This is a genomic window from Parendozoicomonas sp. 2304DJ65-17 (genome assembly GCF_058148445.1).
Map to the genome: position 1 here is coordinate 103077 of NZ_JBYVJV010000002.1, position 17593 is coordinate 120669.

Sequence of the window (17593 nt, forward strand, 5' to 3'; positions counted from 1 at the left end):
GCGGAACAGGTTTGTCGGAAAATTTGAATGTTGTTCAGCGAGGTTTCATTGAAATCAGTAACCAGAAAGTTATCAGTCTTTATTGTTATGCTGCTTGTTTCGGTGATGGCTCTTGCTGAAGGTAGTGGCGTACCCAGTCCATCATCTGAGATAGAACGGGTAACCATTAATTTGTTAGAAGCTCAGGCCAAAAGTCAGGCTGCCACCATTCCCAACAGTCGCTGGAGAGTTGATGTTTCCCTGCCTGCCAGTGTGAGTAAGCTCGCTCCTTGCACCGTTCCCCTTACAGTTGATGGCAGTCGAGTCTCTGGTGTCGGACGCCAGAGGGTTAAAGTGTCCTGTGAGGGTTTTCGTCCCTGGTCTTTATATGTGAACGGAGAAATCTTGATACAGGCTCCAGTGTTGGTGGTAAAACATGCGGCTGCATCGGGAACTGTTCTTGCTTCTTCAAATGTGTCGCTGGAAATGCGGAATCTGGCAAAACTCAGGCGCGGTTACTTAACAGATATTGGATACCTTGAAGGAAAAACACTGCGCCGGAGAGTAAAATCCGGTGATGTTCTGAATGACTCTTTGTTTGAGCGGACATTTGCTGTGCGCAAAGGTGACCGGGTACAGATTCGCTCCGGTACTGGCGGATTGTCTGTGACGGCCTCTGGCATGGTTATGGATGACGGCGCTATCGGAGATAGTGTGAGAGTTCGCAATAATTCCAGCGGCAAGGTACTTTATGGGAAAGTTCTGCAAAAAAGTGTGGTGGCTGTAGGGCTTTAAGTTTAATTTCCAGTGTTTTATGACGACTCCTGAAGTAAACAGAGAGTCCGGAATTTCAGTATGACTACAACTCGTATTTCCGCCTCGGTTGCAGATTTTTCTGTGGAAAAATCACGCCGTTCGGATAACCGGAAAAATAATATAAAAGCAGAAGACTCCAGCCAGGATTCTATTTCTATCAGTGCTGATGCTGCCCTTCTGCAGGAAGCTGAAGCTCTGGCTAAGTCTGCGCCGGATGTGGATATGGATAAAGTCGAAGAAGTTCGTCAGGCCATTGTTCGTGGTGAGCTGAAAATCGATTATGAGAAGCTGGCACAGAAGATGCTCGACTTTGAGGCATCACTGGAACCGAAGTAGACAAGCTTTCCATGCCCGCACGAATCTTTGCCACTCTTTCTTCCGATATAGAAAAAATGCAGTGTATGAAAACACTGCTCCAGAAACAGGCCGAGCGTCTGCGACAGCGGAATATGGATGAACTTCCGCTTTTGAACGATGAAATATCAGAACTGTCTTCTGCACTGCAAAACAGTGCTGCTGAAAGAGAGATTCTTTTAGCTGCCCTTGGGTTCCAGAGTTCCCGGCAGGGCATGCAGAAGTTTTTAACGGCCCATGCATCTGCAGAAAAGATGGAACTGTGGCTGGAGTTTTCCCGCCTTGGCCGGGAATGCCAGACAGCCAACAACCTTTCTGGCCAGCTGTTAAACATGCAGCAAGAAATCACTACAACCATGCTTGAGCGGCTTGGCCGCGGGCAGAGCCATGTAGGCTATGGGGAAGATGGTTCCGATGGCCGTTACGGGGAATCAGTCTCGCTAGGATATGCCTGAAAGCTGATATCTTATGTCAACAGAACCTAGTGAATGCGCCGCGATATTGGCGTATAAAGACTTTCATTCTGACTGCGCTTTTCAAGGGAGCAAAACGGATGGATGTCCACCTGACACTGAACGAAGCTCGCGTTATCGGTTGTTTGCTGGAGAAAGAAAGCACCACTCCTGATCAGTATCCTCTGACTCTGAATGCGCTGGTGAATGCCTGCAATCAGAAAAGCAGCCGTGACCCTGTGTTATCTCTTACCAGTGCGGAAGTGATGCAGGCGCTGAACAATCTGATAGATCAGCGTCTGGTCAGTGAAGAGAGTGGTTCCAGAGCCAGCCGCTACAAACATCGTTTTTGCAATACAGCTTTCAGCCATCTTCAGCTGTCTGATCAGGAAAGAGCCATTGTCTGCCTGATGTTGCTCCGTGGAGCACAGACTCCGGGAGAGTTGCGCAGCCGTTCCGGACGCATGGCCACATTTGGAGATGTTTCCGATGTGGAATCTGCGTTGCAGGAGATGGTTTCCAAAGAGTTAGTTGTGCAGTTGCCCAGAGAGCCAGGCCGCAGAGAGTCCCGGTTTGCCCATCTGTTTTCTGGTGAAGTGGATGTGCCACCTGCAATTAAAGCTGCACAGAGCGACAGGGAACGTATTCGCGAGCTAGAGCAGGAAGTGGAGGAGCTGAAAGCAGAGGTAGAGCGACTGCGTTATCAGCTCAAGGCAAATTAATAAGCAGGGGGACTGGTTGTTTCTCTTAAAGACAGAACACTGAGTTTGTCCTGACCTTTGCCGCTGTACAGATAATGCCTTTTACCCCAGTCAGCGGCTTTCGCCTGTTCACTGGTAAAGGCATTATCCTTGTGTAGCTGGTTATAGAGGACAGTCAGCAGTATGAGCACAACAGCTATACGTTGCATAAGAACGTTTCCCCTGAAGTTTATTTTTCCCTGAGTGGCTCCCCATCAATATAGATGCCCGCCCAACCATGTCTCATAAACTGTCGGATATTCTGGTGATCATCACCATCAGGGTTGCCTAAAACATGATCCCGGTAAAAATGACCAAAGCACGCTAGAGCCTGATCTTCAGGAAGGTTGTGCATCTGTGAGAACGCGAAAATCTTGCATGAGCCTGAGTTTTGGCCGGAGGCGTTTTTGACATCGCCGTTGCTGAAATCAGTGGGAGTGAAATCATAGTGCTGATCAATCTCTGACATGGTGTCAGCGAACTCAATGGTATGAGGTTCTTTAGCAAGACGATTCAGGAAATGACTGAGCATTATCGTTCCTGTGGCTATTTATAATTCTGGGATGAAGCTTTTTATATTAATTCAGTAGAGTTTGCACGCCATCATAATATGCCTTTTGACTTACGTGCACCTTGTATTCTTTGTGGAAAATATGCCTTGAAGGAGTGGCATTTGTTAATGCCACTCCGTTATTGAGTAGCCAGCCATTCGGGAAGTGGTGTGAGTTCGTCGCCTGTTTTATTAAGATGTTGTTTCTGGAAACTCTTAACAGCAAAAATTCGATCTTCACTTTGCGGATGAGTGCTTAAAAACTCTGGCACATCCAATCCACTTTGTTCAGCAATAAAAATATTGAAAATATCTTCTGCTGCCTTAGTGTGGCCGTAATGATTTTTCAGAGTAAACAGCGCCTCTTCATCAGCTTCCTGTTCCATATCCCGGTTAAAGCCAAGAGTTGTCAGTAAGCTGATTTGCCCGACGACTTGTTGTGCAACTGTGCTGTCTCCCGCGCCTACAAGGCTGAGCATGGCAAGGCTTACAGTTATTCCACGCCCCATAGCAACTATTGGATCCCGATGCTTTATATGGGCAATTTCATGGGCAAGCACCATCGAGAGGGCATTTTCACTCTTTATCTTTTCCAGCAAACCTTTGTAGATAAAAACGTGGCCGCCAAGCGTTGCGAAAGCGTTCACTTCATCACCATCCATATAATGCACAGTGATTGTCATACCCTCAGGCAGCTTCTGGGCTACAGATAATCGGTCAGCCAGTTCCTGCAGATACTGCTGATGTTTGCTGGTTTCTGTTGAAGCCTCAACCAGCTCAGCTTGAAAGTGATTAGCGAGTTTTTGTTCAACACTGAAAGGAATAAACCGTACTAGGTATTCCGCAGTGATTGCCAGTACCGTAATAATGGCAATCACCGTGAGCCCTATGCCGAGCAGCATATAGAAAAAATCTTTCAGAGGGTGTTCATCGGTAACATTGATGCCCTCTGGAATTTTCGGGTTGCTGTAACTCATGGTTAGGGGGCCTGAATCAGTGCTGTGCCGTAGGCGTACACTTCAACACATCCCGTCTGGTCTTTGGAACCTTTGGTGATAGATGCGGTTTCCAGCTTTACGTTAATAATCTGGCTGGCTCCCTTGTTTCGGGCATCTTCTTTCATACGAAGAATGGCTTCCCGACGGGCGCGTTCAATCAGAGTTTCATAGGCTGTTACACGACCGCCAATAATGCTGCGTAATCCTGCGGCGATACGTTTGAAGTAGTCGATAGAAATAACCACATTGCCACTAACCAACTCGCTATGTGCGGAAGAGAATCCAGGTGCAGGCAGACGCTCGCTGAACGCAAGAATATTCCGAAGTTGCTCTTCTCTCTCAATGATAGATTTAAAGTGTCGTTTTTCGGCTATGCGGCCGAATACATACCCCAGCGTCAGCAGGGTAAGAAATATAATAAGGTCATACATGGCTTACTCCAGAATCACAGCTGTTCCGTAAGCAAAAAGCTCAGCCGCTCCGGCAGTAATAGATGACGTTGAAAACCGCACATTGATAACAGCATTGGCACCGATAGATTCAGCCTGCTTTACCATACGCTCAGTAGCTTCTTCCCGGGCTTCGGTAAGCAGTTCGGTATAGCCTTTGAGCTCACCACCAACGATATTTTTCAAGCCCGCAAGAATATCTTTTCCTGCATGTTTGGCACGTACTGTGTTGCCCTGCACCATGCCGAGATGTTGGGTAATTCTTTTGCCAGGTACCACTTCGATATTAGTTATCAGCACCTTTGACTCCTGTTCTTATTGTCTCTGTTTTTACTGTTTATGATGATTTGGGCAAAAGTGTATATCCTTAGTCATCCTCAGAACATAACCAACAACACAAAATAACCATGTTCTGATCAATAAACCTTCAACTAGATGGTGGGGGAGATATGCTGGGTACTGCATTAAGCAAGAATGCAACGCGGGCGATGCTTCTGGGATCAGGAGAGCTGGGCAAAGAAGTGGCTATTGAGCTGCAGCGCTTAGGAGTCGAGGTGATTGCTGTTGATCGTTACGCCAATGCGCCAGCCATGCATATTGCTCACCGTGCTCATGTGGTGGATATGCTTGATGGTTCAGCCTTAAGAGCTGTGATTGAGCAGGAGAAACCAGATTACATCATTCCTGAAATTGAAGCCCTTGCGACCAGTGAACTAGTAAAGCTGGAGTCCGAAGGTTTTCATGTTGTTCCTACCGCCCGTGCTGCTCAGCTGACCATGGATAGAGAAGGTATTCGCCGCCTTGCATCCGAAGAGCTTGAACTGCCAACTTCCCCTTATCGTTTTGCCGACAGCGAACAGGAATATAAGGAAGCTGTTGCAGCTGTAGGTATGCCCTGCGTAGTAAAACCGGTTATGAGTTCTTCCGGCAAAGGGCAGAGTGTTGTTCGCACTGAAGCCGATATCGACAATTCCTGGCAATACGCACAGGAAGGTGGTCGTACTGGTCGTGGTCGGGTAATCGTTGAAGGTTTTATCGATTTTGATTACGAAATCACTTTGCTCACCATTAACGCTATTGATGGTATTCATTTCTGTGCTCCTATTGGACACCACCAAGAAGAGGGGGATTATCGGGAATCCTGGCAGCCACAGGTTATGACCGATGCTGCTCTGGCAGAAGCCCAGCGTGTTGCCAGAACTGTTGTGGAAAACCTGAAAGGGTTTGGGTTGTACGGTGTGGAGTTGTTTGTGAAAGGCGATAAAGTCTGGTTTTCAGAGGTTTCTCCTCGTCCACATGATACGGGAATGGTCACTCTAGCATCACAGGATCTTTCTGAATTTGCGCTGCATGTGCGTGCTTTTCTGGGATTGCCTGTTGCAGGTATTCGCCAGTACGGGCCGACCGCTTCCGCAGTTATTCTTCCCGAAGGTAACAGTGAAAATATTGGTTTTGATGAACTGGATGCGGCGCTTGTTGCTCCGGGTACAAGCCTGAGACTGTTTGCTAAACCGGCTATCAGCGGTCGGCGTCGTTTAGGTGTGGCTTTGGCAACCGGTGAAACAACAGAAGATGCTGTTTCACGGGCCAAGACAGTTGCTGCGTCTGTAGACGTTAGTTTTTAAATGTTGGTATGGGCATCCTGCCAATAAAGCGATTGGTCAGGGTGCCCAGCAACAGTTCATCTCCAACCTGTTGCACAGATGTTATTACGGAAACTGTATCTCCACTTGGATCATGCAGGCTGCCTGCAATCTCTCCTTGCTCATTCAGCGCAACTACCAATCCATAATGAGTTGGCCCAGGCCACATAAATCGTGGCAGGCTGGCAATCAGGTTTTTAAACCAAGGGTGTTCATGCCCCCAATCGATCACCTTTTTTCTTGGCGTTGCCATCGCCACCCAAAAGGTTCCGTCGCGACTTGAAGAAATACCATCGGGCAGGCCGGGAAGGTTGTCGATAAAGATATCCGAGGTGCCAGCCTTTTCGCCATTCGGGCCATCTTTCAGCCAGTAACGTGTTACCTGGTAGCGATAGGTTTCGTTCACCAATACAAAATCTTCGTTCTGTGACAGTGCTATACCATTGGCGAAGTAGAGATCTTTCAGCAGAACCTTTGTTTCACCAGTTGTTGGCGAATAGGACAGAAGTCGTCCGTAGGGACGACCTTCCAGCAGATCGAGAGCGTAATCTGGCTGGTTGTATTTGCTGCTGGCATCGGAGAAATAGATAGTTCCGTCGGAGGCAATATCCAGATCATCGGTAAAAGCGAAAGGAACACCTTCTGCTTCAGTTGTTAAAACCTTGATCTGGCCTTCTGGATTGATGGAGAGAAGCCCTTTCCATGAGTCTGCAACGATCAGGTTATCCTGCGCATCAAAGTGCAGCCCTAGCGGGCGACCTCCGGTATCGGCAAAAACTTCTCTAGTGCCATCTTTCAGAAAGCGGACAATTCTTCCATCGTCACACCCTCCATAAATACGGCCCTGACTGTCTTTATCTACATCCTCTGGGCCCACGCAATCTGTTGTATCAATGGTTGTGATACCCGACAACGTAGTGTTCGGTGATAGTTTGCCAACCATCTCCGGAGTTTTGGGAGGTGCCCAGTGAACGGAATCCAGCGCAAAAGATTTGACTGGTAAGGATAACAGTGTGGTTGCACACACTGTTGACAGTACTCGGCGGAGCTGCAAAGGGGACAGCTTCAAGAAGGGTAGCTTCATGGTTTGTACCTGATGGTTTTTATTTTTCTCCCAGTATAATCACACCTTGCCTAAGAATTGTACTGAGATCCTGAATGGGAATATCCCTCCACCCCTGTAAAGTCAACATGCCACCGGAAAGAACCGACTGTGCAACAGTTCTGGAGTTTCTTATATCCCGGTTCTCAAAAGTAGACGAGAACATCTGGCGGCAACGTATCGCGGAGGGAAAGATTCACTGGGAAGATAAAACCCCGGTAACAGAAGCTGATGCTTACGCGCCCTATAAACGCGTGTTTTATTACCGGGAAGTGGAACAGGAACCTGAGATTCCATTTCAGGAAACCATTATTTTTCAGGACAATGAAATACTTGTAGCCTGCAAGCCACACTTCCTGCCAGTAACCCCTAAGGGAATTTATGTTCAGGAATGCCTGCTGAACAGGCTGCGCAACAGTACTGAGATTGAAACCCTTGCGCCTATGCACCGGATAGACAGGGAAACTGCTGGTCTTGTTTTGTTTTCAGTTAATCCGAAAACTCGCCATCGTTATCACAAGCTGTTTTCTGGCGACAAACTGATTCATAAAACCTACCAGGCATTAGGGCGAGTTTCTGCCGGGAATAAGCCTTACATTGATCAAGAGTGGAAGATTGAAAACCGTATGATTGTTGGTGAACCCTGGTTCAGGATGACAACGGAACCTGGAGACGTTAACGCTCGTTCAATGATTAAGTGTTTGGATGTCAGTGATTATCAGGCGCTGTTTGAACTTTCCCCTCTCACAGGGAAAACCCATCAACTGCGTCTGCATATGAGCGATCTGGGTTATCCATTGGTCAATGATCGGCTTTATCCAGAGCTTCAACCGAAAGCTCCGGATAATTTTGATAAGCCATTACAGCTACTGGCTCACAAGCTGGAATTTATTGATCCCGTCACCCGCGAAAAGAGATTTTTCGAGAGTGACAGAACATTGATGATATGAAGATTCAGGCAATATCTTCTTCCAGAGAATGTCCCTTCATCTTTTCGAGATAAGCATTCACCAGATGGGGGTAAGCCTTGGCAATAGAAGACACAATAAAATCCATGGGTACATCGGCAAAGGTGCCGTGATCGGCCAGATACTCCATATGGCGTGAACCGTCGGTGCCATATTCGTGGAAAATAGAGTCTTCACGGCCATTAAATTCCAGCGGTGCTACGCCCATCTTCTCGCAAAGGTCAGCATTAAATGCTGGTGTGGCTTTTACCCATTTGCCATCAAGATACAGCTCAATAAAACCGTGCATCACAAAAACATCGCTGCGCAGATGATCAATTAGTTGTTGGCTGGAAATATGGTTTTTTACATCGGCCAACCCCAATCTTGCAGGGATACCGATAGAGCGGCAGGCTGCGCCAAGTAATATTGCTTTAGGGATGCAGTAGGATTCTCCGGATTCCAGACAGTAACTGGCACTCAGGGTTGCCGGATCAGGGCGGAAAACGTAAGGGTTATAGCGGATACCGTCCCGAGTGGCCTTGTATAATCTGATCGCCTGTTGAACAGGGTCTCGTTCCTGACCAATTGCACCGTGAGCCCATGCCTGTACGGCCGGGTGTTCGTAATCAAAGAACGCTGTTGGCGCCAGATACTCCTGCATGGGGATAATCCTTGGGGTTATTATTTTTTCCAAATGCGAGTATATCAGGCGTAAACCCGCGTTCATTGGCGCGAATACCGTACCAGGGTTGATCTTTTATTCCATCAGATAGGCGTAAGTTTTTGGAATTTGAATTCAGAAGAGACGTAACAGGCGAGCTGGCCGCCAGTTTTTCCATGGGCCATGAGGCAATAGCGGGCTGGCTGTTGGAGGAAGTGGGAAGTCGTAAAACTGTACTGCCTGATCTCTATAAAGCCATCAGCCAATTACAAAATGGTGAGCGGTGGGAATATTTGCGGGATGGTCAGGAGTATAATCTCCGCCTGACCCGCTCAGAGGCTGAAATCTGTAATGCACAGATTGATTTTGAGGCCGATGATACTGATGCAGACCAGTGTGAAGGTCTGGATTTTTATGATGACGAGGCTCGCTCCAGCTGCGGGCTGGATGATTTTCTTAATATGTTGCAGGAATGGGAGCGCTTTGTTGGCTCTCGATAGACAATAAATAGAGTGCGGAAACGTTTGAAAACACTGATTTCCAGACGGGTTGTAGAACCTCTTCAGGCATTAATGAAACAGGGGCTGAGTCGCCAGTCTCTGGCTATGACTCTGGCTATAGGCTTTGTTGTTGCCACCTTTCCCGTTTTTGGGGTGACTATGGTGTTGTGCGCCGTGATTGCCGCAAGAATGGATCTAAACCAGGTTGCTATTCAGATCGCCAACTATGCAGGTTATCCACTGCAATTCTTGTTATTTGTTCCGCTGATTCGATTAGGTGAGTCGGTTCTTGGGCTGGATCCGGTTTCCATTGACCCGTCCACAATTGGATCGATGATCTGGCAGCACCCGCTGGTTTTTCTGGAAACCTATGGTCTGGCTGTTGGCGGAGCCTGTGTGGTCTGGTTAATGCTGGCAGTTCCGGTTATCTGGGTGTTACAGAAACTGATATTGGCGTTTATCCCTGAAGGCGACGAAGCATAATCCAAGCCATTTCATCCTGCCTGCGCTGTTCGCGGCGGCCTTCCGCGAGCAGCTCTTCCTGTTGATAACGTTCAATAAGCAACTCGGTTTTTCGCACTTCAAGATTGTTATCCCGGAGTTGCTGGTTTTTGCGGCGCTGCTGGGATTGTTGAATCGCCACCTGTTGGCTTTGCAGCTCAATCATTTTGTCCACCTGCTCGTGGAACTGCTGGGTGCTGTTCAGCATTAATCCATTGCTGACTGCACCTTGCCGGAGGCTATGATTGCGGCGGAAGTTTTCAAGAGTATCCAGTTGCTGTTCGGCATCTGCCAGCTTTCTGGCACCGGTGCGAAACTGGTTTTCAACTTCTTCCTGTTTTTGTTCCTGAATCTTTAACCACTGGGAGAGAGGGCGGGTACGACTCATGGTTTACTCCGGCCAGGTTTCTTTCTTGGTGTGGCGGATTTCCATAATCCTGAAAGCTGGGTTTCACAGGCCTTCCACAAAGCTTTTTCAGTAATACCCTGCTGCAGAAGTGCTTCCATTGCTGGTTGGCTCTGGATGGCTTCATCCAGAGTTGGATTGCTGCCTTTCCGATAAGCGCCAAGAGTCAGCAAATCTTTGTTCTGCCGGAACTGAGACCAGAGCTTACGGAACTTATTAGCCTGCTGCTGGTGGGCTGGCGTTGTAATCTGCGGCATCACCCGGCTGATGGATGCTTCAATATCTATCGCTGGATAGTGGCCGGATTCGGCAAGGTTTCGTGACAGAACAATATGACCATCAAGGATTGCCCGTGAAGCATCGGCAATTGGATCCTGTTGATCGTCACCTTCAGATAATACGGTGTAAAAAGCAGTGATTGATCCGCCACCGTTTTCACCATTACCTGCACGTTCAACCAGTTGAGGAATCAGGCTGAATACTGATGGTGGATAACCTTTGGTTGCTGGTGGTTCGCCGATAGCCAGGGCAATTTCCCGCTGGGCCTGTGCATAACGGGTGAGGGAATCCATAAGCAGAAGAACATTCTTTCCCTGATCCCGGAAACCTTCTGCTACCCGGTGACATAGCAGGGAAGCGCGTAAACGAAGTACAGGAGACTCATCGGCAGGAGCGGCAATAACAACCGACCGTGCCATACCTTCTGCGCCAAGGGTATGTTCAATAAATTCCCGAACTTCCCGGCCACGCTCACCAATCAACCCGACGACAACAATGTCTGCTGTCGTGAATTTGGTCATCATTCCCAGAAGTACACTTTTACCCACGCCACTGCCAGCAAACAAACCTAAACGCTGCCCCTTACCAACACTGAGCAGACTGTTAATGGCGCGAATACCAACATCAAGAGGTTCAGAAACCGGGCGACGTTTGAGCGGGTTAATCACATCGCCGTGAAGAGGAATGGTTTGCTCAAAGTTCAGGGCTCCCTGCCCATCCAAAGGTTCACCGGCTCCGTTGATAACTCTGCCGAGAAGGCTTGTACCAACAGGAACCTGGCTGTCTTCTTCTATAGGAATAACAGGATCACCAGGACTCAAACCACGAACTCTGTTCAGAGGCATCAGGAATAGTTTGTCATGGTCAAAGCCAACAACTTCAGCTTCAACAGGTTCACCTTGTTGGGGATGAATAGCACAACGTTGCCCGGTTTGCAGACGACAACCGACAGCTTCCAGAGTCAGGCCAGTCGCTCTTAATAGACGACCGCCCAGTTGTACCGGCGCAATAGCCGGAGCCTGTTGAGCAACTTTGCTATAGAGCGAAGAAAGAGTGTCAGGATTCATCCCCGAACACCTCTCGAACAACTTTCATTGCTCCTGCAAGTCTGCGATCCAGTGTGGAATCTACATCCGACTGGTGGTTAGCAACATGACAGCCTCCAGGAGTGATGCTGTCATCTTCTACAAATATCCAGTCTGCATCGAGTTTATGCCGGAACTGTTCTGCAGTGTTTTTGTCGTTGGGGTTCAGGGTAACAGTCAGTGGTTCACTGTTTTCTGGCAGGGTATTTAAGGCTGCTTGAATGGCGCGATGGATGGTGTCTGGCTGTATTCTGACTTCTGCCATTACCACTTCTTTAGTCAGGGCACAGAGCATCTCTTTCAGCTCAACCAGTTGTTGATGATCCCGTGCACACTGCCATGCATCCAGCTGACTGGAGATGTCTTTGAGTAGCGCCAGTTGCTGCTCAATATGAGGTTTTGCTTGCTCAAGCCCCGCTTCATATCCAGCCTGTTGGCCAGCTTCAAAACCTTCCTTACTGCTGGCTTCATAAAGAGAGTCATGTATCTCTTTATGAAGTTGTTCCCGCAGTTTGCTCTGTCCCTCTATAAGCCCTTCGGCATGCCCTTGGAGCTTTGCAGCATCCAGAGCAAGCTGTCGCTGTTCAGGTGTTTCGTGAATCAAACCATCATCTTTGGCTGATGGTTCTTTTTGCCAGATTGTTGGCTCTACGTGGGAAGGTTGCTCTTCCTGCGTGAGCCATGATGGCAAATCCTGTTCCTGAGCAGGGGGCATAGTTGGGAAAACAGAGCTGTGGTTTGTCATTACATTACTAGCTCATCGTTGGCATGAAGCTCAACCTGCTCATCAGCTTCAAGGCGACGGGCAAGCTCGATAATTTCATGGCGGGCATTGCGCACTAGGCTGATCCGAACGGATCCAAGGTTTTCAATCTCTTCACGCAGGTATTTGGCCGCACGTTTACTCATGCAGTTAAGAATGCGTTCAAGGCGAACTTCCGGAATACCTTTGAGTGCTAATGCCAGAACATCCTGGGCACTGTTTTCAACAATAACAGACAGGTTGGCAATATCGAGATTGAGCAGGTGGTCGAAGTTGAGGCGCAGCTCGTTAACTTCGTTACCCAGTTCTTCATCGGTATCGCGGATATTATTGAGCAGGTTACTGCTCTCAATCTCATCCATGTGGTTGAGCATTTCTGCCAGATGGCCTGCACCGTGAACAAGCTGGGAATCACCAGAACCTTGTTCGAAGCTGGAAATCAGGTCGGCTACGGTATCCAGAGAAGTCAGCGGAATATCTTTCAGGCGTGCCAATCTGTTAGCCAGGTCAATGCGGGCAGGTTCTGGCAGCTGAGACAAAACAGCAGAACCTTTGTCTGGAGCCAGGCAGGCCAAAACAACAGCTTGCAGCTGAGGCTTTTCATTACGGATCATGGCTAGAATATCTGATGTGTCCAGCCAGAGTAGCCGCTCAAGAACAGGGTTAGTTTCGATGGAGTGGGAGAACTTCATCAAACTGCGGGCACGCTCCTGTCCCAGTGCCTGCTGCAGGGTTCGACTGATGTAGTCCGTACCGGTAAGAACATCGTTCTCATCACAGGAGTCCAGAAGTTTTTCTGAAACCCTGGCAAGATCATCCCGGCGAACGACAGAGATATTCTCCATCGCTCGACTAAGGGTCATGATCTTATCGGCAGACATCACCCGAATAACTTCGCCAGCAGCTTCTTCCCCAAGACCCAGCATTAAAATAGCTGCCTCTTCTATTGGAGAGCGAGATGGCAGCATGTCATCGGGCAGTGGCTCACCAAAGGTGGTCATTTCTTCACTCATGAGCGTCAGTGTCCTTCAAGCCATCTTTCAAGCATCAGAGCAACCTGTTCAGGTCTGCGCAGACTGAGCTGGCGAGCTCTTTCTATAACCTTGTCATCTGGGTGAACCGCGATAGTCAGGCCGGCTTCTGCCGCATTCTTGCTTTCCTGGTTACTCAGGGTCTTCACCTTCAGAGCCTGTTCACGTTGCTTGCGAACCTGCTTGCGATAGAAGTAGATACGCAAAATCAGGCCAATAAACAGCAGCAGAATGACCGCCATAGCCGTGATCAGGTACTGGCCGTATTCACCTTCCAGAAGGCTATACCAGGGAGCAGTCTCTTCCTCTACAGGCAGAGAGTTGAAAGGCAGGCTGTATAGGCTCAGGGTATCGCCACGTTCAGGAACCAGGCCAACAGCAGTAGCGACCAGTTGATCCATGGTTTGCAGGGCTTCGGGAGACCAGCCGTCTGCACCTTCCGCTGCCAGAGTATTAACAACAATACCTATGCTCACCTTTTGCAATGTGCCGGGAGCTTTGCGGTTAATAGTGACTGTACGATCCAGTTCATAACTTCTTTGTGTGCGGGAGCTGGAACGTTCAACGCTGTTCTTATCGGAAGAGGATGCTGTACGGTTACTTTCAACGCCGGGAATACCTTTAGCGACAGCTGTAGTCTGGTCGTCGCTGGCTAGATTTTCAGAGCGAACAGCGCTGGTCTCCGGGTTGTAGCTTTCTTTAGAGACTTCCTGAGCGTTGTAATCGATATCGGCTGTTACCTGAACACGAAGATTGCCAGCCCCCACAACGGGTTCAAGTAGGCTGGTTACTCGCTGTGCCAGAGCAGACTCACGTTTCTGGGTGTGCTCAAGTTGCCAGTCGGGAACACCATCAATCATAGTGGTTGAGAGCATATTTCCGTTCTGGTCGAGAACATTAATATCTTCGGGAGCAAGATCAGGAACACTGCCGGAAACAAGGTTCACTATCGCCTGAATCTGCGGATTTTTCAGACGGGCACCCGGGTAGAGATCCACAAAAACCGAAGCGGTAGGTTTAGGAATATCCCGGACAAAAGAAGATCTTTTGGGAATGGCAAGGTGAACACGGGCATTGCGAACAGCGCGTAAGCTGATAATTGTTTTGGCCAGTTCACCCTGCAGACCTTCTGTGTAGCGAGCCTGTTCCACAAACTGGCTACGACCAAGTTCACCTTCTGTGCTAAGCAGCTCCATACCAGCAGGTACATCGGGAGTGATACCACTGGCAGCTAGAGTCATGCGGGCTTGTGAGAGAATAGTTTGATCAACCAGAATCTGGCCACTATCTGGATGCAGGCTGTAAGGAATACGACTGGTGTCCAGCACTTCCAGAATGCTAGCTGTGTCGTATCGTTCCTGCCGCCCAAACAGAGGGCGCAGGTCTGTTTCATTGGTCCAGAAGGAAAGCGTAAGCACAACAGCGATAAGAGCCGCAGCGCCTGCCATCAGCAACCAGCGTTTTTGTTTTATTGCTGGTAAAAGCTTTTCCTGAAAGTTATTGCGCAGCGAAGCCATTCGATCCTGCAGAACCGGGGCAACAGCTGAAGCAGAGAGAGTCGGCATAGAGGGCTCTGGCTATCAAACGGGCATGTTAAAGACGGTTTCGTAAGCGGAAACCACTTTGTTTCGAACCTGAATCAGGCCCTGAAATGCAATACTGGATTTCTGGCTGGCGATCATCACACTAGCCAGGTCATCGGTTACACCAGTTTCATAATCTGCACGCATCTGGTCAGCGTTAAACTGCAGTTCGTTGACATTATCCAAAGCTTCTTTCAGATAAGTGCCAAACTCTTTTCCATTGTTTTTGCGCTGTTCAACGACTGTCGATTGCAGTGGCTGAATGTCTGTGAGCGACGGCGCTGTCAGATTAATGCTGTTCTGTATCACTTTTCACGATCCCGCTTCGAGAAAAACGTTTTTCTGCGAGTTCCCTGTATTCGGAGGGTGCAAAAAAAAATTAAATAAAATTAAAGTGTTATGCCAAGTTCTCGTAAGCGAACCAGCTTGTATCTCAGCATTCGGGTGGTAATGCCAAGCTCTTCTGCTGTTTCACCCCGGTGTCCATTGTGTTTTTTCAGCGTGTCGATAATGACGCTGAACTCCGCCTTCTGGCGGCTGTTAAGCTTTGAATCTTCTAAAAGAGTGCAGTGGTCTTCTGCAGCATCAGGTTTAATGGGTTCTGGTGTTCCCATAAGCAGTAAATCTGCGGCCTGAATCTGCTTTTGTATGCACACCACGCAGCTGCGCTGGATGGTGTTGTCGAGTTCGCGAATATTGCCAGGCCAGCTGTAAGCCGTAAGGTCAGCAAGAGCTGCTTCGCTGAAACTGTCAGGAAGGTTTGGATGCTCTTTTGTGTGTCGCTGAAGTAAGTGCACAGAGAGGGGGCGGATATCCTCCCTTCTCTCTCTTAACGGTGGAATATGGAGAGGAAAAACATTGAGCCGGTAAAACAGGTCCTGCCGGAAGCGACCACACTTTACTTCTTCTTCCAGGTTCCTGTTGGTTGCGGTAATCACGCGAATGTCGACAGGTATGGAGGTGTTCCCTCCCAGTCGTTCGACTTCCCGCTCCTGAAGAACCCTCAGCAGTTTTGCCTGTTGAGGCAAAGGCATTTCTGCTACTTCATCCAGAAACAGGGTTCCACCATTGGCCTGCTCAAACTTACCGGCATGCTTCTGGCTGGCACCAGTAAATGCTCCTTTTTCATGGCCAAACAGAATGGATTCCAGCATGGTGTCCGGCAGGGCCGCGCAGTTCACAGCAACAAATGGTTTGTTGCTTCGACTGGAGCAATCGTGAATAAAACGTGAGAGAACTTCTTTTCCGGTTCCGGATTCACCAGTGATCATCACGGTTGCCTCGCTGGCGGCAACACGTCTGGCCATGGTTTTAATAATGCGGCTGGAAGGAGCTTCGGCAATCCAGTCAGTGCCGCTACAGGCTGGAGTAATATTATCCAGCTGGCGCAGCAGGCGTGCTGGCGAGAAAGGCTTCACCAGATAATCTCTGGCTCCAGCCTTCATGGCATCTACAGCTTTTTGCGTATCTGCATAACCAGTCATCAAAATCACAGGCAGGTCAGGCTGTTCTGTGTGAACCCGTGACATCAGGGCGTGGCCGTCCATCCCTGGCAGGTTGATATCACTGACCATGGCGTGAAAGTTATGGCGACCGCAGATGGTTATGGCTTTCTCAGCGCTTTCTGCAACACAGGTTTTATAGCCTGCGAGATGTAGGGTGTCGGAAAGAGCTGAGCGCAGAGAGTGGTCATCTTCTACAACCAGAATATGTTGATGGCTCATGCGGCTTGTTCCTCATGATTATTGAAGGCGTGTGGTGCCGCTTGCAGAGGGAGGGTAATGTACACTTGGAGCCCTTTGTCCGGTTGTGATTTCAGCATCAGCTTTCCCCCATGGGTTTCGACAATCATCCGAACCACCGGAAGACCAAGACCTGTACCCGTTGTCTTGGTGGTATAGAAAGGATTCTGAACTTTCTGAAGTTCACCGTTATCCATTCCTTTACCGTTGTCGTGCAGTACTATTAAAAGAGCTTTATTCGATGTGCTGTAGTTGATTGTTATTTGAGATGCTCCTGCTTCCTGAGCGTTGCTTAGTAAGTTGCCAAGGGCGGAAAGCAGGGTACTACGATTGCACCGCAGGCTTTGGTTGTCTGTATCCTTTGTGTTTCCAAACCATTGAACTTTAAGGCTCTCCCAAAGAATTCCTTTGCTGTGTGTCTGCATGTCGTCAATCAGCTCATTGACTGATATCAAATCATGTAAAACGCGACCGCCCCGGGCGAACAGCAACAGATCACTGAGTTTGCGATCGATAGAATTTAATTCTTGCTGCAGAGCCAGAAGTGCTCGCGTACCGGTATCGCAGAGAGAATCCTGTAGAAGAAATTCAAGATTGCCTGCCTGCAACATTGAGGTTGTTAAAGGCGTGCGCAATTGATGAGCCAGAGCTGCAATCAAATGTCCCATGCTGTCTAATCGCTTCTGGCGACTGAGTACATCTTTCATCTCATGGGAGGCTGTTAGATCCTGAAGGATAATCAGCTGGCCTGTTTTGTCTGGCAATGGACAGGTGCTGACATGAATGCGACGGCCGTCTTTCATGGAAACTTCATGGCCATCATTATCTCTGTGTTGGAAAATCTCTCTGGCCGCCTTGCCCCAGAGCATTCCTTCAGGCAGAGCCCCTGTAATACTCTCTGCAGCAGGGTTTAACCTGGAAATCAGTCCTCTGCGATCGACCATAACCAGACCCAGAGGGAGACTCTCGAATAATTGGGGATGTATTCCTGCGGCAAGAAGATCCATAA

Annotated in this window: 23 protein-coding genes; 8 read left to right on the top strand and 15 right to left on the bottom strand. The window is 48.7% G+C overall.

Annotated elements, in window-relative coordinates; translation table 11 throughout:
• Positions 1-27: 27 nt before the first annotated feature.
• The 4 genes from flgA to ACY2RR_RS05520 all read left to right on the top strand — a co-directional run bounded on the left by flgA (position 28) and on the right by ACY2RR_RS05520 (position 2323).
• The gene (gene flgA, locus ACY2RR_RS05505) at positions 28-774 is read left to right on the top strand and encodes a flagellar basal body P-ring formation chaperone FlgA (RefSeq protein WP_490107135.1); all 747 of its coding nucleotides are present in this window, start codon (positions 28-30) and stop codon (positions 772-774) included.
• A 60-nt stretch (positions 775-834) separates the two neighbouring features.
• Positions 835-1131 carry a flagellar biosynthesis anti-sigma factor FlgM gene (gene flgM, locus ACY2RR_RS05510; RefSeq protein WP_490107136.1) on the top strand — a complete coding sequence of 99 codons (297 nt, stop codon included), beginning with the start codon at positions 835-837 and terminating at the stop codon, positions 1129-1131.
• An 11-nt stretch (positions 1132-1142) separates the two neighbouring features.
• Positions 1143-1604, top strand: coding sequence for a flagella synthesis protein FlgN (locus ACY2RR_RS05515; RefSeq protein ID WP_490107137.1), 462 nt, complete (start codon positions 1143-1145; stop codon positions 1602-1604).
• Positions 1605-1702: 98 nt separating this feature from the next.
• Positions 1703-2323, top strand: coding sequence for a YceH family protein (locus ACY2RR_RS05520; protein WP_490107138.1), 621 nt, complete (start codon positions 1703-1705; stop codon positions 2321-2323).
• Here the strand turns inward: ACY2RR_RS05520 and ACY2RR_RS05525 are convergent.
• The 5 genes from ACY2RR_RS05525 to ACY2RR_RS05545 all read right to left on the bottom strand — a co-directional run bounded on the left by ACY2RR_RS05525 (position 2320) and on the right by ACY2RR_RS05545 (position 4638).
• Complete coding sequence (locus ACY2RR_RS05525; protein WP_490107139.1) at positions 2320-2511, bottom strand: hypothetical protein; 192 nt, start codon at positions 2509-2511, stop codon at positions 2320-2322. The genes ACY2RR_RS05520 and ACY2RR_RS05525 overlap by 4 nt on opposite strands.
• Before the next feature lie 20 nt (positions 2512-2531).
• Positions 2532-2873: a HopJ type III effector protein gene (locus tag ACY2RR_RS05530; protein ID WP_490107140.1), complete on the bottom strand. Its 342-nt coding sequence runs from the start codon at positions 2871-2873 to the stop codon at positions 2532-2534.
• 158 nt (positions 2874-3031) lie between these two features.
• Entirely contained in the window at positions 3032-3868 is an 837-nt protein-coding gene (locus ACY2RR_RS05535; protein ID WP_490107141.1) for a M48 family metallopeptidase, read from the bottom strand.
• Positions 3869-3870: 2 nt separating this feature from the next.
• Positions 3871-4320, bottom strand: coding sequence for a YbjQ family protein (locus ACY2RR_RS05540; RefSeq protein ID WP_490107142.1), 450 nt, complete (start codon positions 4318-4320; stop codon positions 3871-3873).
• A 3-nt stretch (positions 4321-4323) separates the two neighbouring features.
• Positions 4324-4638: a YbjQ family protein gene (locus ACY2RR_RS05545; RefSeq protein WP_490107143.1), complete on the bottom strand. Its 315-nt coding sequence runs from the start codon at positions 4636-4638 to the stop codon at positions 4324-4326.
• A gap of 149 nt (positions 4639-4787) precedes the next feature.
• Here ACY2RR_RS05545 and purT point away from each other — a divergent pair, with 149 nt between their 5' ends.
• Positions 4788-5963, top strand: coding sequence for a formate-dependent phosphoribosylglycinamide formyltransferase (purT, locus tag ACY2RR_RS05550; protein ID WP_490107144.1), 1176 nt, complete (start codon positions 4788-4790; stop codon positions 5961-5963).
• Here purT and ACY2RR_RS05555 read toward each other — a convergent pair.
• Entirely contained in the window at positions 5953-7065 is a 1113-nt protein-coding gene (locus tag ACY2RR_RS05555) for an SMP-30/gluconolactonase/LRE family protein (protein WP_490107145.1), read from the bottom strand. The genes purT and ACY2RR_RS05555 overlap by 11 nt on opposite strands.
• A 74-nt stretch (positions 7066-7139) precedes the next feature.
• Between ACY2RR_RS05555 and ACY2RR_RS05560 the strand changes: the two genes are divergently transcribed.
• The gene (locus tag ACY2RR_RS05560) at positions 7140-8033 is read left to right on the top strand and encodes a pseudouridine synthase (RefSeq protein ID WP_490107146.1); all 894 of its coding nucleotides are present in this window, start codon (positions 7140-7142) and stop codon (positions 8031-8033) included.
• 4 nt (positions 8034-8037) lie between these two features.
• On the opposite strand, the gene ACY2RR_RS05565 is transcribed toward ACY2RR_RS05560, so the two are convergent.
• On the bottom strand, positions 8038-8694 hold the full coding sequence (locus ACY2RR_RS05565; RefSeq protein ID WP_490107147.1) for a transglutaminase-like domain-containing protein: 657 nt from the start codon (positions 8692-8694) through the stop codon (positions 8038-8040).
• A gap of 122 nt (positions 8695-8816) precedes the next feature.
• On the opposite strand from ACY2RR_RS05565, the gene ACY2RR_RS05570 reads away from it, so the two are divergent.
• Together ACY2RR_RS05570 and ACY2RR_RS05575 are read left to right on the top strand one after the other, a co-directional pair.
• Positions 8817-9194, top strand: coding sequence for a YacL family protein (locus ACY2RR_RS05570; RefSeq protein ID WP_490107148.1), 378 nt, complete (start codon positions 8817-8819; stop codon positions 9192-9194).
• A gap of 24 nt (positions 9195-9218) precedes the next feature.
• The gene (locus tag ACY2RR_RS05575) at positions 9219-9677 is read left to right on the top strand and encodes a DUF2062 domain-containing protein (RefSeq protein ID WP_490107149.1); all 459 of its coding nucleotides are present in this window, start codon (positions 9219-9221) and stop codon (positions 9675-9677) included.
• On the opposite strand, the gene ACY2RR_RS05580 is transcribed toward ACY2RR_RS05575, so the two are convergent.
• The 8 genes from ACY2RR_RS05580 to ACY2RR_RS05615 all read right to left on the bottom strand — a co-directional run bounded on the left by ACY2RR_RS05580 (position 9652) and on the right by ACY2RR_RS05615 (position 17591).
• Complete coding sequence (locus tag ACY2RR_RS05580; RefSeq protein ID WP_490107150.1) at positions 9652-10083, bottom strand: flagellar export protein FliJ; 432 nt, start codon at positions 10081-10083, stop codon at positions 9652-9654. The genes ACY2RR_RS05575 and ACY2RR_RS05580 overlap by 26 nt on opposite strands.
• Positions 10080-11447 (bottom strand): flagellar protein export ATPase FliI, encoded by a 1368-nt coding sequence (fliI, locus tag ACY2RR_RS05585; RefSeq protein ID WP_490107151.1) that lies wholly within the window; start codon positions 11445-11447, stop codon positions 10080-10082. The genes ACY2RR_RS05580 and fliI overlap by 4 nt, the downstream gene beginning before the upstream one ends.
• Positions 11437-12210, bottom strand: coding sequence for a FliH/SctL family protein (locus ACY2RR_RS05590; RefSeq protein WP_490107152.1), 774 nt, complete (start codon positions 12208-12210; stop codon positions 11437-11439). The genes fliI and ACY2RR_RS05590 overlap by 11 nt, the downstream gene beginning before the upstream one ends.
• On the bottom strand, positions 12210-13241 hold the full coding sequence (locus ACY2RR_RS05595; RefSeq protein WP_490107153.1) for a flagellar motor switch protein FliG: 1032 nt from the start codon (positions 13239-13241) through the stop codon (positions 12210-12212). The genes ACY2RR_RS05590 and ACY2RR_RS05595 overlap by 1 nt, the downstream gene beginning before the upstream one ends.
• A gap of 5 nt (positions 13242-13246) precedes the next feature.
• Entirely contained in the window at positions 13247-14824 is a 1578-nt protein-coding gene (gene fliF, locus ACY2RR_RS05600) for a flagellar basal-body MS-ring/collar protein FliF (RefSeq protein WP_490107154.1), read from the bottom strand.
• Between the two features lie 15 nt (positions 14825-14839).
• Positions 14840-15151: a flagellar hook-basal body complex protein FliE gene (gene fliE / locus ACY2RR_RS05605; protein WP_490107155.1), complete on the bottom strand. Its 312-nt coding sequence runs from the start codon at positions 15149-15151 to the stop codon at positions 14840-14842.
• An 80-nt stretch (positions 15152-15231) separates the two neighbouring features.
• Positions 15232-16566: a sigma-54-dependent transcriptional regulator gene (locus ACY2RR_RS05610; RefSeq protein ID WP_490107156.1), complete on the bottom strand. Its 1335-nt coding sequence runs from the start codon at positions 16564-16566 to the stop codon at positions 15232-15234.
• Positions 16563-17591 (bottom strand): sensor histidine kinase, encoded by a 1029-nt coding sequence (locus tag ACY2RR_RS05615; RefSeq protein ID WP_490107157.1) that lies wholly within the window; start codon positions 17589-17591, stop codon positions 16563-16565. Before ACY2RR_RS05615 ends, ACY2RR_RS05610 begins: the two co-directional genes overlap by 4 nt.
• Between the last annotated feature and the right edge of the window lie 2 nt (positions 17592-17593).

Excerpts from the sequence above, each read along its gene's own strand:
- flgA (WP_490107135.1), top strand. The coding sequence starts at position 28 with ATGTTGTTCAGCGAGGTTTCATTGAAATCAGTAACCAGAAAGTTATCA.
- flgM (WP_490107136.1), top strand. The coding sequence starts at position 835 with ATGACTACAACTCGTATTTCCGCCTCGGTTGCAGATTTTTCTGTGGAA.
- ACY2RR_RS05515 (WP_490107137.1), top strand. The coding sequence starts at position 1,143 with ATGCCCGCACGAATCTTTGCCACTCTTTCTTCCGATATAGAAAAAATG.
- ACY2RR_RS05520 (WP_490107138.1), top strand. The coding sequence starts at position 1,703 with ATGGATGTCCACCTGACACTGAACGAAGCTCGCGTTATCGGTTGTTTG.
- ACY2RR_RS05525 (WP_490107139.1), bottom strand. The coding sequence starts at position 2,511 with ATGCAACGTATAGCTGTTGTGCTCATACTGCTGACTGTCCTCTATAAC.
- ACY2RR_RS05530 (WP_490107140.1), bottom strand. The coding sequence starts at position 2,873 with ATGCTCAGTCATTTCCTGAATCGTCTTGCTAAAGAACCTCATACCATT.
- ACY2RR_RS05535 (WP_490107141.1), bottom strand. The coding sequence starts at position 3,868 with ATGAGTTACAGCAACCCGAAAATTCCAGAGGGCATCAATGTTACCGAT.
- ACY2RR_RS05540 (WP_490107142.1), bottom strand. The coding sequence starts at position 4,320 with ATGTATGACCTTATTATATTTCTTACCCTGCTGACGCTGGGGTATGTA.
- purT (WP_490107144.1), top strand. The coding sequence starts at position 4,788 with ATGCTGGGTACTGCATTAAGCAAGAATGCAACGCGGGCGATGCTTCTG.
- ACY2RR_RS05555 (WP_490107145.1), bottom strand. The coding sequence starts at position 7,065 with ATGAAGCTACCCTTCTTGAAGCTGTCCCCTTTGCAGCTCCGCCGAGTA.
- ACY2RR_RS05560 (WP_490107146.1), top strand. The coding sequence starts at position 7,140 with ATGGGAATATCCCTCCACCCCTGTAAAGTCAACATGCCACCGGAAAGA.
- ACY2RR_RS05565 (WP_490107147.1), bottom strand. The coding sequence starts at position 8,694 with ATGCAGGAGTATCTGGCGCCAACAGCGTTCTTTGATTACGAACACCCG.
- ACY2RR_RS05580 (WP_490107150.1), bottom strand. The coding sequence starts at position 10,083 with ATGAGTCGTACCCGCCCTCTCTCCCAGTGGTTAAAGATTCAGGAACAA.
- fliI (WP_490107151.1), bottom strand. The coding sequence starts at position 11,447 with ATGAATCCTGACACTCTTTCTTCGCTCTATAGCAAAGTTGCTCAACAG.
- ACY2RR_RS05590 (WP_490107152.1), bottom strand. The coding sequence starts at position 12,210 with ATGACAAACCACAGCTCTGTTTTCCCAACTATGCCCCCTGCTCAGGAA.
- ACY2RR_RS05595 (WP_490107153.1), bottom strand. The coding sequence starts at position 13,241 with ATGAGTGAAGAAATGACCACCTTTGGTGAGCCACTGCCCGATGACATG.
- fliF (WP_490107154.1), bottom strand. The coding sequence starts at position 14,824 with ATGCCGACTCTCTCTGCTTCAGCTGTTGCCCCGGTTCTGCAGGATCGA.
- ACY2RR_RS05610 (WP_490107156.1), bottom strand. The coding sequence starts at position 16,566 with ATGAGCCATCAACATATTCTGGTTGTAGAAGATGACCACTCTCTGCGC.
- ACY2RR_RS05615 (WP_490107157.1), bottom strand. The coding sequence starts at position 17,591 with ATGGATCTTCTTGCCGCAGGAATACATCCCCAATTATTCGAGAGTCTC.